Source organism: Acinetobacter sichuanensis (assembly GCF_003024515.2).
GTDB classification, from domain to species: Bacteria; Pseudomonadota; Gammaproteobacteria; order Pseudomonadales; family Moraxellaceae; genus Acinetobacter; species Acinetobacter sichuanensis.
Map to the genome: position 1 here is coordinate 17,521 of NZ_PYIX02000042.1, position 15,830 is coordinate 33,350.

13 protein-coding genes are annotated in these 15,830 nt (G+C 37.3%); 1 reads left to right on the forward strand and 12 read right to left on the reverse strand.

The genetic code is table 11. The features are described from left to right. Positions 1 to 53: 53 nt before the first annotated feature. The 3 genes from C9E89_RS18105 to C9E89_RS18115 form a co-directional block, all read right to left on the reverse strand. Complete coding sequence (locus C9E89_RS18105; protein WP_322887904.1) at positions 54 to 2,909, reverse strand: DEAD/DEAH box helicase family protein; 2,856 nt, start codon at positions 2,907 to 2,909, stop codon at positions 54 to 56. Next, complete coding sequence (locus C9E89_RS18110) at positions 2,890 to 4,398, reverse strand: site-specific DNA-methyltransferase (protein WP_308469681.1); 1,509 nt, start codon at positions 4,396 to 4,398, stop codon at positions 2,890 to 2,892. Before C9E89_RS18110 ends, C9E89_RS18105 begins: the two co-directional genes overlap by 20 nt. 230 nt (positions 4,399 to 4,628) lie before the next feature. Further along, on the reverse strand, positions 4,629 to 4,862 hold the full coding sequence (locus C9E89_RS18115; protein WP_057081907.1) for a hypothetical protein: 234 nt from the start codon (positions 4,860 to 4,862) through the stop codon (positions 4,629 to 4,631). Between the two features lie 310 nt (positions 4,863 to 5,172). Between C9E89_RS18115 and C9E89_RS18120 the strand changes: the two genes are divergently transcribed. Next, positions 5,173 to 5,355, forward strand: a complete 183-nt coding sequence (locus tag C9E89_RS18120) for a hypothetical protein (RefSeq protein WP_057081906.1) — start codon at positions 5,173 to 5,175, stop codon at positions 5,353 to 5,355. A 220-nt stretch (positions 5,356 to 5,575) separates the two neighbouring features. Here C9E89_RS18120 and C9E89_RS18125 read toward each other — a convergent pair whose 3' ends face one another. From C9E89_RS18125 to C9E89_RS18165, 9 genes are all read right to left on the reverse strand, one after another. Continuing rightward, positions 5,576 to 6,322, reverse strand: coding sequence for a M48 family metallopeptidase (locus tag C9E89_RS18125; protein ID WP_057081905.1), 747 nt, complete (start codon positions 6,320 to 6,322; stop codon positions 5,576 to 5,578). 1 nt (position 6,323) lies between these two features. Further along, positions 6,324 to 9,605, reverse strand: a complete 3,282-nt coding sequence (locus C9E89_RS18130) for a type I restriction endonuclease subunit R (RefSeq protein ID WP_058952591.1) — start codon at positions 9,603 to 9,605, stop codon at positions 6,324 to 6,326. 69 nt (positions 9,606 to 9,674) lie between these two features. Then, positions 9,675 to 10,610 (reverse strand): Abi family protein, encoded by a 936-nt coding sequence (locus tag C9E89_RS18135; RefSeq protein ID WP_081316860.1) that lies wholly within the window; start codon positions 10,608 to 10,610, stop codon positions 9,675 to 9,677. 221 nt (positions 10,611 to 10,831) lie between these two features. Next, positions 10,832 to 11,767, reverse strand: a complete 936-nt coding sequence (locus C9E89_RS18140) for an endonuclease NucS domain-containing protein (protein WP_058952590.1) — start codon at positions 11,765 to 11,767, stop codon at positions 10,832 to 10,834. Beyond that, a complete protein-coding gene (locus tag C9E89_RS18145; protein WP_081316859.1) occupies positions 11,767 to 12,939 on the reverse strand; it encodes a restriction endonuclease subunit S in 1,173 nt (390 codons plus the stop codon). The genes C9E89_RS18140 and C9E89_RS18145 overlap by 1 nt, the downstream gene beginning before the upstream one ends. After that, positions 12,929 to 14,452 (reverse strand): type I restriction-modification system subunit M, encoded by a 1,524-nt coding sequence (locus C9E89_RS18150; RefSeq protein WP_058952589.1) that lies wholly within the window; start codon positions 14,450 to 14,452, stop codon positions 12,929 to 12,931. The genes C9E89_RS18145 and C9E89_RS18150 overlap by 11 nt, the downstream gene beginning before the upstream one ends. Further along, positions 14,452 to 15,072 carry a restriction endonuclease subunit S gene (locus tag C9E89_RS18155; protein ID WP_057104322.1) on the reverse strand — a complete coding sequence of 207 codons (621 nt, stop codon included), beginning with the start codon at positions 15,070 to 15,072 and terminating at the stop codon, positions 14,452 to 14,454. The genes C9E89_RS18150 and C9E89_RS18155 overlap by 1 nt, the downstream gene beginning before the upstream one ends. A 45-nt stretch (positions 15,073 to 15,117) precedes the next feature. Further along, positions 15,118 to 15,408, reverse strand: coding sequence for a hypothetical protein (locus C9E89_RS18160; protein WP_057081899.1), 291 nt, complete (start codon positions 15,406 to 15,408; stop codon positions 15,118 to 15,120). 210 nt (positions 15,409 to 15,618) lie between these two features. Next, the coding region (locus C9E89_RS18165) for a helix-turn-helix domain-containing protein (protein WP_107009728.1) at positions 15,619 to 15,830 on the reverse strand (212 nt) is incomplete at its 5' end.

Consider the following 15,830-nt stretch of genomic DNA (forward strand, 5'->3'; position numbering starts at 1 on the left):
ATATGAAAAAGCCCCGAATATCGGGGCTTCTTTTTGAGTCAATGTTTTCAAGATTAGTGTGGCAATGTTGCCCTAAAATCCAATGCAAAATCAGTTTCACCACGAGGATCGCTATTAAAGAACTTGAAGCCTAAACACTTAATCTCTTTATAGCCCATACTCTCCACCTCTTTTAAGAAGCTCTTATAACCTTCGTCATCCTCTTCATCTGGATCAAAAATTACAGAACTCTCGTCACTCAAGCTGATCAGTACTTCTTCCTTCCACTCGTCATTCACCAACAAATGACCGCCTTTAGGCTCAATCAAACATTGATAGTACATCTCTTGGTTCACCGTATCATTCACGATCAACATATAGTCTGGACTGAATCTACGGCCATCAATAGGACTAAATAACCAGTAGTCTAGCTCATTACGTATTAAGTAAATTTCAGCATCTTTATATTGACGTTTAAGGGCATCAATTTGAGTCGAAATGAATTTTACGAATAGCTTCTCTTCACTCGTACCGTAGTTTTCACTATAAGCATACCAATCGGCACCCTCAACATTAAACTTCAGTTGTTCATTTGGGTGCAACGATTGTGCGATCGCACGTTCGTCTGGAGCATTGACAGTGATTTCACCCGTATCAGGATTTTCAACAGGGAAAGCAACCAAGTAAATGTTTTTCTCTTGCTGAAAAACAGTAGACAGCGATTTAGGTTTAAAGGTTTTACTACCCGTGATACGTGGCATATGACGATCAATAGCCTTACGTACCTCAGGTAAAATTATGCCCAAAAGTAGCTGATATTTTTCATCAATGGTCAGATCGTGAATATCCTTATCTTCAGTATATGAATAGCGGATCTGATAAAGCGGTAGGTAGTTATCGATTAATTCATCCATACTATCTAACCCAACGATATGCTCTCTTAGATAGTTAAATCTAAAAAAGTTCCCTTCAGTCGCAACGAGCGCCTTTTTCAAGACCGGTCGGCTAAAGTATTCTTCAGTCAGATCGATGGTTTTATGGTTAACTTCAGCTTGGATCTGATTCTGTTGCTTGTCGGTCAAGCTACCAGCATGCAATTGGTATGCACTGGCTTTGATTTCACGCTTAAAAGTCGTATCAATCTCAGAATCAGTCGTTTTATTTCTAAATTCTTGCTGATTGACTAAGACAAAACCTTTCTTATATGTCTCACTGTTCATAAAGTCAGATTTAAGCGTGATTGTGTGCTTTTCAGTGGATTTATTAATAATCCCTTCACCTAGAAGCTCTAACTTTAAGTTGTCGTAAAACGTGCCAGTCTTAACAAAGTGGTACATGAACGTTTCAAGTACACGCCCGTATTCATCAATCGCATTGTCAAACTTACGTTTGTACTGGTCAAACTCATAGCCATGTTCTTTATCAAACAAGTCAAGGTTATCATTATTCAAACGATATGATTTATGCAGTTTATATGGGCATAAACGAGCACCACGGCCAATCAACTGAATATCTTGCAGCGATACTTTTTTCGCTGCAGAAATATCAAAGTGAATGATGTCATAGAGACTTAAAACATCCCAACCTTCTGTGAGTGCATCAACTGAAAATATCACCCGATTATAGTTTTTAGGATCATCTAAAATCGGCAACAAAGTTGAATTGGTTTTATCCGTTGAGTTGTAAACAAACGTGTTATCTGAAGAAAAACGAATTTTAATTTCAGAAATAAATGATTTTAAACCATCTCTATCGCTGATCGTGGATAGACCAGACTTCGGAGAGGCAATCCAAGCAAACATTTGACGCAAGAAACGAAAGCTATCTTCAGCGTCTTGCAAATTAGTCTGATTGGTTTCACTTAGCTTTTTCAGATAATCTAAATCTTGTGGCTTAAGTGAATTAATCACCTTATGGAAAAATTCACGGTCTAGCTTGCTTTGTTTAATGTTGGTTGATTTCACCAATATAATTGGGTTGATCGTGACTTGCATATCACGCTCAGCGAATAAACGTCTGTATTCACTCAATACAACGGCATTAATCACCAATAAGCGTTTTTGATCGGCGATCTGAGTTTCAGTGTTGTAAAGGAAGCAAACCGCTTTACTGTAACCTTCCTTATTGAATCTCAAGAAATCGTATTTATAGACTAATTTGTCCTGATACTTCCTATGGATGGCACTATTGCCCAAGTCAACAGTAGCAGTAAACTCCAGCAAAAGATTATCTGGCCGTGCCTTGATTGCAGTATTGACCGAAGTTTCCCAATTGGTAATCGCTTCATCATCTTCTTTTATCTTCTTACGTGTATTCACGTTAAGTCGATGCGCTTCATCTGCAATCAGAACAATTTTATTATTCAAGAAATCTTCTGCAGACAAACCATTTTCTACCTCATTCACAAGTTTGTTGTAGAGGAACGCCGTACTTAAAAACATAAAGTTAATAGCGTTGCCTTGTGAATCTGGAAAGAGTTTGATTTCTTTAACAGGAATAGAACGTCCATTGATTTTCACGCCGTTCTTATTGAAAAGATACTTTTCAAATTGCGGATCAATAAAGTTCATATAGGCCTGTTCAATAATCTGCAATTGATGGACCATAAATATGAAATTACGGTAGCCTTTCTCATATAAAAAGAGAATAACAGCAGCCATGGTGAGCGTTTTACCGGCACCAGTTGACATATTGAAAAGTAAGTGTTTGGCTTTAGTCGGATCTTGATCATAGATCCAGATAAAATGCTTTACAGCCTCTTCTTGATACCCCCTTAAAGTACGCGACAAGTTATCAGTGATATAGCGAGGGATAGTAAAGTTTTTAGCCCACTCAATGTATTCACTGTCGTTTTCAATACGATAATATAGGAAGTCTTTTAAGGTATCTTTTACCAATGTTGGGCTTAATCTAGACATTAGGTGCACCATAAAACTTATCAGTGAGCGCAATCTCTTCCTGAGTGACTTTGAATTTTGAATCCAACATATCTGCATGGTTTAGATATAGCTGGTTTTCATCCAAAACTTGCAATAAAAGCACTTTACGATCGTCTAGTGATAAAGCCCTAAATGATTCCTCACGCTCAAAGTCTTTTTTATCAAACCAAAACTTTAAAAAGGCATTCTGAGCCATTTCATTATAAATACTGTCCAGCTCACCTTTACTTGTTGCAGCCAAGATTCCATCTTGATAGGCCTGGTTATAGCGCTTCAGTTCAAAATAAACAAATGAACCGCCACCATTCCAATTTACAAGTTTAGAGATACCGCCGTCCTCACCGTTTATTACGCGTTTTAAGCGTGTTTTGGTGATTTCATCAATATAGTCCATCTGCTCAATCGCAATCCATTTGCGACCCAATTTATGCGCCACAGCAGCCGTAGTACCCGAACCTGAGAAAAAGTCGAGCACAAGATCTCCTTCATCCGTGGCGATCTCAATAATACGCTGTAAAAGTAGTTCTGGTTTTTTCCCATTCGGGAACAATACACCACCCTCTTTTGTTAAATTGTTCAGCGGAAAGCCATCCCAAAAGGTGCCAGCTTTTTCAAGCTTGAAGATATATTTCCCTCTTTTGACCGCAATATCACTCAACCAAGCAATTTGATCGCACTTGGCACCCTTGTAATAGACAGTCGTTACCTTATTTTTGTTTTTTCCAGATCTAGGCACATATTCAATGCTTAATAGCTCATGATCCCCGGTTACACCTTCCATCACGCGTGTTCTAATTGAGCTTTGAGCATTCGTGTCGCGCATAATCTTATCAAAGTACTTCAGATAGCATTCAGCTTCAGTCAGGTTTTCTTCTTCCATCACCTTTTTGATCGGCTCTAGAACCACACCTTTATGCGTATAAACCTCAATCGGCTCACCTGAACCATCTGTTAATGTCTTAATGTGCTCTTTGGTACCAACGCTTTTTAAGATACGCGTATACTTCCAGCTCTTTTTAAGCTGCTTCATGGTTTCTAGATATTCAAACAATTCTACTTCGTCATAGAAATCGTTGAACTTTTTAAAACCATTCTCACTATTCATATTTTTGGTGTAAATCAAAATATATTCGATATTTTTCTTCAGGCGCTTGTCTTCGCCACCACCAGAAGCACCAGACGTTTGTTTCATTTTTACTGAAACTTGGTTTAAGTAGTTTTCACGACCAAAGACTTCATCTGCTAAAACTTTTAGATATGCTTGTTCATTGTCATCACATTGAATGAAAACCAGGCCATCTTCTTTGAGCAAATCCTTTACGACTTCCAAGCGATTTTTAATAAATAATAACCAAGAAGAATGTGTAAATGTGTCGTTATATTTGAATCCATCGTTCTCAGTATTGTATGGATATATATACCTATATTTAATAAAAATTAAATAATTTATTGTTTTATAAATAAATATAAATATTAAAATTACATAAACAGAATATTACGTTAAATTAATAAAAGATCTATGGCTATTTTGACCGTAAATTTACACTGATAGTTTTCTAAAAACAGTAATAAATACAAATAGAATTTTCTCTCGAGATACTAGCAAGTGATTCGAGGTGAGAACATCTAAACATCTGACTAAAGTTCAGTGATTGACCTAAGCTATTCAATCATTTTAGTGTACTAACACTGCTTTGTTAAAAATGATGATTAGGTCGTATAAAGTTGTTTTTTTAAGCGGGCTATGCGGTTTCTAAACCCTTCTATACTACGTTCTAAACGTGCATAGCTTGCTGTATTTTTATCTTTGCGACATGTTTGGATATAGCTAAATTCTTTGAGTTCTGCCTCAAGTTCTTGAATTTTTAGTACCGTGGCAAGTTTTTTATCCCATTGAGCTAATAAATTGGCTTCTCTGTATTTGAAATAGTCTTCATCGATCATTGCCGTCCTTCTTTTAATTCGCTCATAAAATAGGCATATCAACCCAACCCTACGATAACATAAGCAATTAATTAATATTTCATTATATATGCCGGCAATAAACCATGACTAGCAATTAACTTCAAATAATTACATAACACGCCCTGTATGAGTTTGTAAAAAATTCACCATTAGCAAGTGAAATTCGTGGGTACAAGTTCGTTTTGATATTGGTGAAAAAATACAAGAACTTCTTTCCGTTGCCGAAGATCAATTTGAGCAATATAAATCAAAACGAACAACTATTTGGCGAAATAAACTGATCAATACTATGAAAGGTTTATTGAATGAATGCTTACCTCAAGCTCAATATTCAGCTATATCATCTACTGTTACCTTATCTGATGATATATTCAAAAATATAAAACAAGGTATGGAAGATGAAGGACTGTGGAATGAGGAATTAGAGCAAAAGCTTTTTTTTGCATCTCAAATACAGCTTTCATATTTGTAATCTATAAGGGAGATATTAAATTTCCCTTTTTATAGCTTACGATAGGCTTACATTGCACAAACTTCCTGAAAAGCCATTCATTGATATTTTATGTATAAGTTGCTGTTTTGTAATTACAATATTTTAAATTTAAGCTCACTTATGCCACATACCTTAATCAGTTTATAAATTATATGGAAGAGTTCCCCCTTACCGAATTTCCACCGCTGAAACAAACTTGTTATAAAATATCAAAAAACTTCACAGCCATGTTATCTAATCTCTCTTTCACTACCTCCCAATCAGGCATAACTTGATTCAATAGTTGGTAGAAACGCTCACTATGATTATGTTCAACCAAATGACAAAGTTCATGCAGAATCACATAATCAATGCAGATTGTAGGCGCTTTAACTAGATGAGGATTGAGCGTAAGTAAACCTGATGGGGAGCAGTTTCCCCACTGTGTTCGCATGGTCATCAAACGAATATCAGGGTAATTTTCAACCCATAAAGCTTGTTCTAGAATATGTTGCAAACGTGCTTCGAATATGACTTTTGCTCGGATTCTATACCATTCATTTAAATAAGATTTAATACTTTCAAGACCCATATCCAAGGTGTTTACTTCCAATCTTCCTCTTAGAAGTTTTACACCTTTTGGCTTGGTATCATCATGAATCACTTTCAATTGATATTGTTTACCTAAATAAAAGTGGCTTTCACCACTTTTATATTTGCGAGGCGTGATAAATCTACTTTGTTCACGGAACTCTCGTAATTGTTTATAGATCCAACGACTACGCTGCTTTACCGCTTCAATAATTGTTTGATCATCTGTATTTAACGGTGTTGATACAACCACCCGACAATCAGCATAGACTTTAATCAGTATCTTTTGAGTACGACTAGGACTTTCAAGCACCTCAAAATCAATAATTTCATCACCATAAACAATGCTTAACTTTCTCTCTGGCAGCGTATTCATCCTAGAGCCCATTTAAACCAACCCGAGTAATTTGTACGATCATTTCTACAATTTTTTTTGCTTGATCCATACCACTCCCAATGGATTTACATTCACGGAACATCTGAGGTAATAATTTTTTACGGATATCCGCTTCAATATTTTGCGGATTGATGGAGTTTTCAGCCACAGAGCTCATCACAGAACGATCAACCTCGAAAGCGAGTTCAATCCACTTATCTTGATTCTGTTGATTTGTTATCGAGAATGCTTCAGGTAATAGCTTCTTAAAGACCCCGTAATAAGCTTGAGCATGCTTATTACCACTGAACACATCGGGAATTTCATCTAAACGACGAGCTTCAACTTGTTCTTCAAACTCTCTAAACAACATGTGTTGCTTCAATGGGTGATCAAACTCTTTCTCTGCTTCTTCAATGACTTGACGTAACAGCTTAGAGAAAGCCTCCTGAGCATAAGGATCATCACGCAATTGTTGCTCAATCATCTTAGTTACACGAGTTTTAATGATATCCGTTTCATTACGTGTTTTCTCTTCACTCCAATCTTCAGGCTGAGCTATTTTACCCATCTTGCCAACTTCATAAACCCCATCAGGGTCCTTAACTTCAATGCCCACAACATGCTTATCAATCAGTTTTTTGACTTGCTCTGCATACTGATCGTAGTCAACAGTCTCCCCAGCATCTCGTTTCACAATTTGACGCAAGCTTGTAAATAGTTTGACTGTTTCTTTGTAGTGCTGACGATCTGCATCAGAAAAGCTTTTATCTTCAAAGAAGGTTGCTGACTGCAACGCAACTTTTAAACAACTTGCAAACTCTGTAAGTGCTTCATAAAAATCATCACGAACTTTTAAGTGAATATCGACTAACTCACCCTTACGTTCTTCAATACGAGGAACTAAAACTTGGCGTAACTGCTCTGGATCATTTTTATTTTTAACATCAGCAAAAATTGCCCAAAGTGCTTTATACAAACGAGGTAATCGTTTGTATTCAGAACTCATTTGAGTATATAAGCCTGTAAGATCGTTAATATCATAACCACCTTGGGTACGAGCAGCGAGATCTTGGTAATCAAGAATTGTGGCATCCAATTCTTTTAAAATACCGCGATAATCAATTAATAAACCAAACTTTTTCAATGGGTGAAGTCTGTTTACACGCGCAATTGCTTGAATTAAATTGTGCTGTTTTAAATTTTTATCAATATAAAGAACAGCATTTTTAGGTTCATCAAAACCTGTTAATAGCTTATCTACTACAATCAATAACTTAAGGGATTCATCTTTTTCAAAGCGTTCGATGACTTGTTTTGTATAGGATTGTTCATCTTGAGTACCGACATTCTCTTTCCACCATTGAGTCACTTCAGGGGTAGTTGATTCATCAACATCAGTATTACCTTCACGACTATCGGGTGGACTCATGACCACTGCCGATTCAAATAGACCAGCTTCATCCAAATATTTTTTATATTTAATCGCTGAGGCTTTACTGTCACAAGCAAGCTGACCTTTTAAACCATCATCAATATTTTTAACAAAATGATTGGCAATATCTAATGCAATCAGGCGAATACGGTCATCAGCAGTATAAAGCTGACCTTTTCTCGCAAATTTACGCTTTAAATCTGCTTTTTGCTGATCTGTTAGCCCTTCTGTAATACGCTCAAACCATGTATCAATTGCTCGCTCGTTTACGTCTAAATCAGGGATACGTTCCTCATACAGCAAAGGTGTTACAGTTTTATCTTCCACCGCTCTTTGCATCGTATACGCATGCACAATAGGACCAAACTTATTTACAGTCTTTTCATTTTTAAGTAATGGCGTACCTGTAAATGCCACGAATGCCGCATTTGGAAGTGCGAGTTTCATACGCACATGGTTTTCACCACCTTGGCTTCGATGCCCTTCATCAATCAAGACAATGAAGTCTGAGCTTGTATTGACACATTCAGGAAGTTTGGTTGCAGAGTTAAACTTCTGAATCAAAGAGAACATGATTCGCTCTGTACCCTTGCCAATTTGTTCAGCCAAGCGTTTGCCTGAAGTCGCCATGGCATTTTGCTTGTCTCTTTTTCCTGCCAGTTCACCACCTGATACAAAGGTTTTACTTAGTTGATCTTCTAAATCGACACGGTCAGTGACAACCAAGATACGGCATTGTTTTAAATCTTCATGCAAGATCAAGGCTTTACTGAGAAAGACCATAGTAAAAGACTTACCTGAGCCCGTTGTATGCCAAATCACACCACCTTCACGACCACCCTTGCTATTCTTAGTACTAATACGCTCAATGAGGCGTTTGATACCAAAGATTTGCTGATAACGGGCAACAATTTTTCCTGCTTTCTTATCGAAAAGCGTATATAGGCGAACCATTTCGAGTAGTCGTTCAGGCTTTAATAGACTAATAAGCAGTTGATCTTGACCTGTAACAGCTAAGTCTCCACCTGCAATTAGGTTTTCATACCAATTTAAGTCATCGACTGGACGATAAGAAAATAGGCTCTGTTTTTGTGAAGCAGTTAATTTCTTATTTTTAAGCGCATACATCTCTGCATCAGAAATATCTTCTTCTCGCCACGCTGCCCAAAACTTAGCAGGAGTATTACATGTGCCGTAACGCCCTTCATGTCCATTTATAGAGAGTATCAGTTGGCTATATGCAAACAGATGTGGAATTTCATCAGGTCGCTGATTACGAAGCGTCTGAGAAATGCCTTCATTAATCGTTGGACCTTTCTTAGCCTGACTATCAGGGCGTTTTGCTTCAATTACTCCTAAAGGAATACCATTTACAAAGCAAATGATATCGGGTCTACGTGTATCTACACCACCTGAGCGTGTGACAGCAAATTCTTCAGTGTATGAAAAGTCGTTGTTATGAATGTTATGCCAATCAATCAATGGAATCGTAGGGCTAACTTTTTTCCCGTTTACAAATTCGGTGACAGGAATGCCGTAGAACAAATGGTCATACATTTTTTCGTTGGCGGTCAGTAGCCCTTCATTCAAAGCAGGACTACATATTTCAGCAATTAAGTTATCAACTGATTTTGGCGATAGTGGATATTCTTGACCCGCAAATGGAAAAGTACGTTTCGAAAGTTCTTTACGCAGGATTTGGCGTAATACCACTTGGTCTTGTTTTCCATCACGGGCAACGAGTGCCTGTGATGGGGATAAGAATGACCATCCTAAGTTAGTCAACAAGGTTAGAGCAGGAATCTTTCCACTATATTCTTCTTGAAACCTTGGATTATAAATATTCACGCATTCACCCTAAAATGACTTTATCTTGTACTTTGTTTAAATAACTTTATGAGATTCCTAAATTTTGGTTTAGTTCATCCAATAGTCTTCATCTTTCTCTAACCAATTTTCATCAAAACCATAAAATTTCAATAATTCATTTGGACATTTCTTTAATACTGCTTCAATGCGCTCTAACCAATCATATTCATGATTAAACTCCTTTAAGAACAGGAATAAAATACAGATATAATTATAGAGTTGATGCTGGGTCTTTAGAGGAGCTTTTTTACCCTGTTTAGGCGGAAAGGCAAATGTTCTGTTAAATAAACGCCCTTGATGCGCACAGACATTGCGTAAGTAGGTCAACGCATGTAACCATGACTCCAATAACTCTGGTGACAAGTCAAACTGTTTTGAAACCTGTTTACGATCTTTACTCTGCACCAAATGCTCATATAACTTAGACCATGAGCCTAAAGGTAAAACCTCAGCAATCATCCAACATGGCGGGTATTCTGGTGTGACATAAGCCTGATAATAATGATGTATGAAAGTTTCTCTGAGCTTTTCTTTTTCACTACCAGCATCTGCTTTTTTAGCAGTAAATTGCTTAATCTTGCCCAAAAAATCTTGATGTTTAAATTGATCAGAGCTTTGGAACAAATTTTCATCTAAGAACCAATGAGAGCTATTATACTTAATCGATAATTCATGATTAATAACATTTCTTACTTCGACTTCAATACGGTCTATTGCCGCTAAAATCAGACTACGTAATTCAGCATCAATCATACTCATATGAATTAAAGTAACTAACTCAACATTAGGCTGATATGTACTTAACCTTTTGCCAGTTTCATCATATTGTCGAAAAGCCAGTCCATAGCCTTTTAATCGGTAATAGCTGATCTGTTTAAGGTGGCGTAGTGCAGCTGTCTGATCTGTAATCTTTAGACCATCAGATTCTAACTTTTGTAATAATTCTGGGTATGTTTTTGGGTCTTTTGAAAAAGTTTTAGTCATAAAAAAACCCACACTGGTACGCTTAAATCAGAGGCGCTGTGGGTGTTGTTAAACATATTATGCTTACCCATAGCCGAAATTGCAAGATGCTTTTGTAAATTCAATAAGAATATACGTATTTGTGGTGTTACATTTTCTTTATAAAGAAAATCAAAAAATAGCACCAACATATTAAATTTCAAATACTTTTTCAAAAAATCCCCCTTTAATTTTAAGCAAATCTAGTGCTTAAGCAGCTTAAAACTCAGCTGATAACGATAAAACTCAATATTCTGAGCCACACTCAAAGCACGACGAATTCTTAAGTCATCTTCAAGTGCAATGATGACCCCTTTTACCTGCTGATCTGCCTCAGCCAACTCATCTTTGACATAGCCCATATAGCGTTGAATTTGCCCCACAACACGATCACTTGCACGACCACGTTTAAGTTCAACAACAAGCAACGTCTTTTTATCCTTACTGATAGCCAAGATGTCGATAGGACCTGTATCCGATGGATACTGTTGGCCGACCAATTGACCATCTTCGGTATAAATGTCGTATGTTGCACCCAACTCAGTTTTAGACCAATTCTCTACCAAGAAATGCTCTAAATGCTTTTCTAAAGCAAAAGCTGTTGGGTCTTCGAGCACTTCATCAGGCTCGAGATGCTCAACTGTTTCTTTACCATCAATAAGCGTTTTAAGCTCTGCTGCATACTTGGTTAGATTGCAAACTGTACCTGCCGCTGATGAGTTTTTTAACTCCTGAGACATCAGTTCTCTAGGTAAAGTCTGTTCAAACCATTCAACTTTTCTGCGATGGCTTAACTCACCAGAAGGCACGTAGTAATAGTCTGAAATGACTTTACCCACTAAGTAATGACCATCTCCACGAGGTGTAAGGATAATGTCGCCCTGTTTAATTCCCTTAGAAAGGGTATGCAACATGCCACATGCTAAGCCTGCCGAAATCTTCGTTTTGTCAGGTAAAGCATTAAGATAAACAGGAATAAAACGATGATTAAACTCACGCCAATCATCAGGCAATGCATGTGTTAAGTCTTGGTCAATGTTCCAGTTGGCGGCAATAAAGCCGCCTTCTAGAAACTCTTGAGCAAATACAGACTTCGCACCCGCCATAATGCGGTAATAGCTAGGGTTGATTTGCATCATTAAGCAGCCACCTTGACACGTTTTTTACCTGTCAAAAGTTGTTGCATCAGTGCTTTCTTCTCTTGCTTTAAGCAATCAAGTTTTTTCTGTAAGGTCTCAATCTCTTGATCTGCCAGAGAAAGAACCTCAGCAATTTTTTGTTGTTCCTTCAGATTTGGTAGAGAAATTACCAAATTTGAAAAAATTGAAATCCAATGTCGTTGATGTCCTCCAATATTGAATTTCAACATTTGCATTGCTTCGAATACAAATTTAATTGAAACCCCTTTTTTAGCAGTCAAGATTTTCATAGCACTTGATTTTGCTTTAAATGGAAAGTTCACATACTTACTATCGGTTGTAAAATCATCAAAAATAATTACAGGCAATTGATCTTGATAAATCCCTGAAATCTCATTGGTATAACCCAAAATGAATGTTTTACCCGCTGTTAAAACAGGAGTTTTATAACTATCACTATAAGCAGTGGACTCCACCAAATAAGGTGTTGGCTGTTGATAGTCAAGAAGTAAGCCTAATTCAATACGTTGCCATTCATCACTGAACTCAACACCCTTCTCATCACGCAAACGCTTCTTACCCGTCAGCAATTGTTGCATTAATGCTTTTTTCTGCTGTTGGCTATTTTTAAGCAGTTTTTCAGTAGCCGAAATCGTTTGATCCCAAGTAGAAAGAATTTGAGTGATTTCCTTTTGTTCCGTTATCGATGGCAGTAAAACATTAACTTTTGCTAAATCTTTTTGACCAATGTTGGCACGAACCGCTCCCTGACCAAGTTTAATAGCTTGTGTTCTATACATCTCAGCTTGAAACAAAAATGATGAATATTCAGGATATATGTCATTTGATTTTGGACGACCTCGAATGACAAACCCACCAAAAGTAGCAACGGCATCATCTAAATAAACAGCAGCCATTGCTATTTCATCAAATGTCTCTGACGTTCTATTAAAAAGAACATCTCCATAATGCAATTTATACGCTATAAGTTCTTTATCTGAGACTTGTACCCGACCTATGATTTTGTTTTCAGTAAGAATATTGTTACCAAAAACGTCCATTACATTTACAAATTTATACCCCCTTCCATAATGTTCTTTCTCGGTATTTAATCCATTTTTAAAATCAAATAAAGAACCTAGATCAACTTGTTTCCAACCATTAGGCACCATAACCCAACTCCTCTAAATACTTCGCCATTTGCACTTCAAGCTCAGCAAGTTGAGTTTTTAACTGCTCACGCTCAGCACGTACAGCAACCAAATCAATCTCAGCTTCTTCTTCAAAGGTATCCACATAACGAGGAATATTGAGGTTGTAATCATTGTCTTTGATTTCCTGCAAAGTCGCCAAATACGCATATTTATCTATACTTTCACGAGTACGATAGGTTGCAATAATCTTGGCAATATTCTCTTCAGATAAGTTGTTTTGGTTTTTACCTGACTTAAACTCACGGCTTGCATCAATAAACAAAACCGAATCATCAGACTTTTGCTTTTTGAAAATTAAAATCGCAGCAGGAATACCCGTACCAAAGAATAGTTTTTCAGGTAAACCAATTACCGCATCTAATAAGTTTTCGTTAATTAACTTCTCACGAATCTTACCTTCAGATGAGCCACGGAATAACACACCATGTGGAACCACAACACCCATACGACCCGTAACAGGTTTTATCGTTTCGATCATGTGTGAGATAAAGGCATAATCACCTTTGGTCTTTGGCGGTAAACCACGACGGAAACGGTCAAACTTATCGTTTTCAGCATATTCATACCCCCAATTATTCAATGAGAAAGGCGGGTTTGCTGTTACGATATCAAACAGCATTAAGTCGCCATTCTTATCCAATAGTTTTGGATTAGTAATGGTATCGCCCCACTCAATTCTGTGGTTATCTTCGCCATGCAAGAACATGTTCATCTTCGCCAATGACCAAGTTGAACCAATGGCTTCTTGCCCGTAGAGTGCGTATTCTTTGCTCTTGTGATTTGCTACAACTTTACGACCACACTTCATTAACAGTGAGCCAGAGCCACATGCAGGGTCACAAATACTGTCGCCTTTCTGCGGATCAAGTAACTCTGCGATTAAGTCAGACACTTCAGGTGGCGTATAAAATTCACCTGCCTTTTGACCACCACTCGCAGCGAAGTTTTTAATCAAAAACTCATAACCGTTACCAATCACATCAAGTGAACCAACACGGCTTGGTTTCAGATCCAATTCGGGTACAGCAAAAACTTCTAAAAGATCTTTCAGAATGGTATTTTTTTGCTTTTCTTCACCCAATTTATCAGTATTAAACGAGATTTCTTGGAAGACACTTTTGCCTACATCTTTGAGCTTTGTCCCATTGGCTTCTTCAAGCGCATGTAAAGCTATATCAATACGTTCACCATTGCCGGGCTCAAAGCGACGCTCATGCAAGGTATAGAAATTTGATTCACGAGGCAGGACAAAACGCTCGCTTTTCATTAATTCTTCGATGAGCTCAGGTTCATCGCCATGTTCATTTTTATAATTATCGTAGTGATCTTGCCATACATCAGAGATGTACTTTAAGAATAACATCGTCAAAATATAGTCTTTGTAGGTATCTGCACTCACCGTGCCACGGAATACATCACATGCCGACCAAAGGGCTTTATTGACGGTATCTTGATTGATTTGAGTAACCATTATTTGTTTCCTTGGAGCAGTTGTTTAAACATGCCCATCATCATTTGTTCACGATTTTTAAGTAATTGTTGGGTCAAGATCTGCTCTTGCTCCCAAATACGGTTTAATTCGATTATGCGTTGCTGAATATCCAAGCTAGGGATTTCAACTTCAAACTGGTTGACTGTAGATACGCTAAGCATTGGCATCTTAGAGCCCTGACTTTCTTTCCGTAACTCGTATTGCACATGAGGTTGGTTTAAGTACCAGCATAAGTATTCAGGCACTACATTTTGATTTGGCATTATTATCAAAAACTGGCTACTCACAATTAAGGGTAATGCTTTTGATTGATCTTGATTGCCTACAAAATAATGTGCCTTGAGATACTCTCCACGACAGGGCAGCAACACAGACTCAGGCGACACGATTGCGTTATCTTTACCTTGCCAATCAATTTGCGGTAAAGCATCTGCAAAAAGCGTATAACTACATGTATCCGTTGCTATGTTACGAATGTCTTTGATCTGCAATACGTGGGCATTGCCAGACTCAACTTCCTCGATCTTTTCTCGAAATGTAAAGCCTGTACGAATCTCTGTAAGGTCGCTCAGTTTTAAGAATCTCTTTAACTTTGCCATAAATATTTACTCAGAAAGGGATTGAGCCATCCTTGGCTCACATATTTAAGAAGCTTTGCCTAAGTTTTCTTTAAGCCAAGTAGTAACATCTTTCATTCCCTTTGAATCAAGGTTGTACCAAGCTGCCTCATTTTGTAAGCGAGTCACTAATAAGCCATCATTACCATCCATGACTTTGAATAATTCCTCTGCAATTTGTGATGGTGTTTTTTCAGAGACAATTAACCAACATGACTCCAGTGGATGACACCAATTGCCTAGAGACCTAATTTTTTCATAAAGCTCATCATAGTTACGTTGTTTACGCAGGTCATAATTGATCTGATATACTTTCATTTGTTCTGAACTCCTAATATTTAGTCGTGTTAATGGTTTTGAACTCGATGACAGGCGGCCACCTGTCATCCTTATTTTTTGCAGTAGAACATCTATTCAAACCAGCTAAATAGCATATTATGTTGCTGATAGTACTATGTCAATTAAAATTACAGTAGATTATCTACGTTTTTTATTTAATTTATAACCTTTTGTTAAATAATTAATTTTCTAAAAGTTCGGTAATAAGTGTTGAGGATGAATCTTCAATATTTTTGCAATCTCATATAGTTTTTCGACAGTTAGATTTACTTCCCCACGCTCAATTCTTCCCATGTAGCTCCTATCTATAGAGCACTTTAGGGCCAAGAACTCTTGAGTCATGTTTAACTCTATTCTTTTATTACGGATTAATTTCCCAATTTTTATAGATAATTCTGACA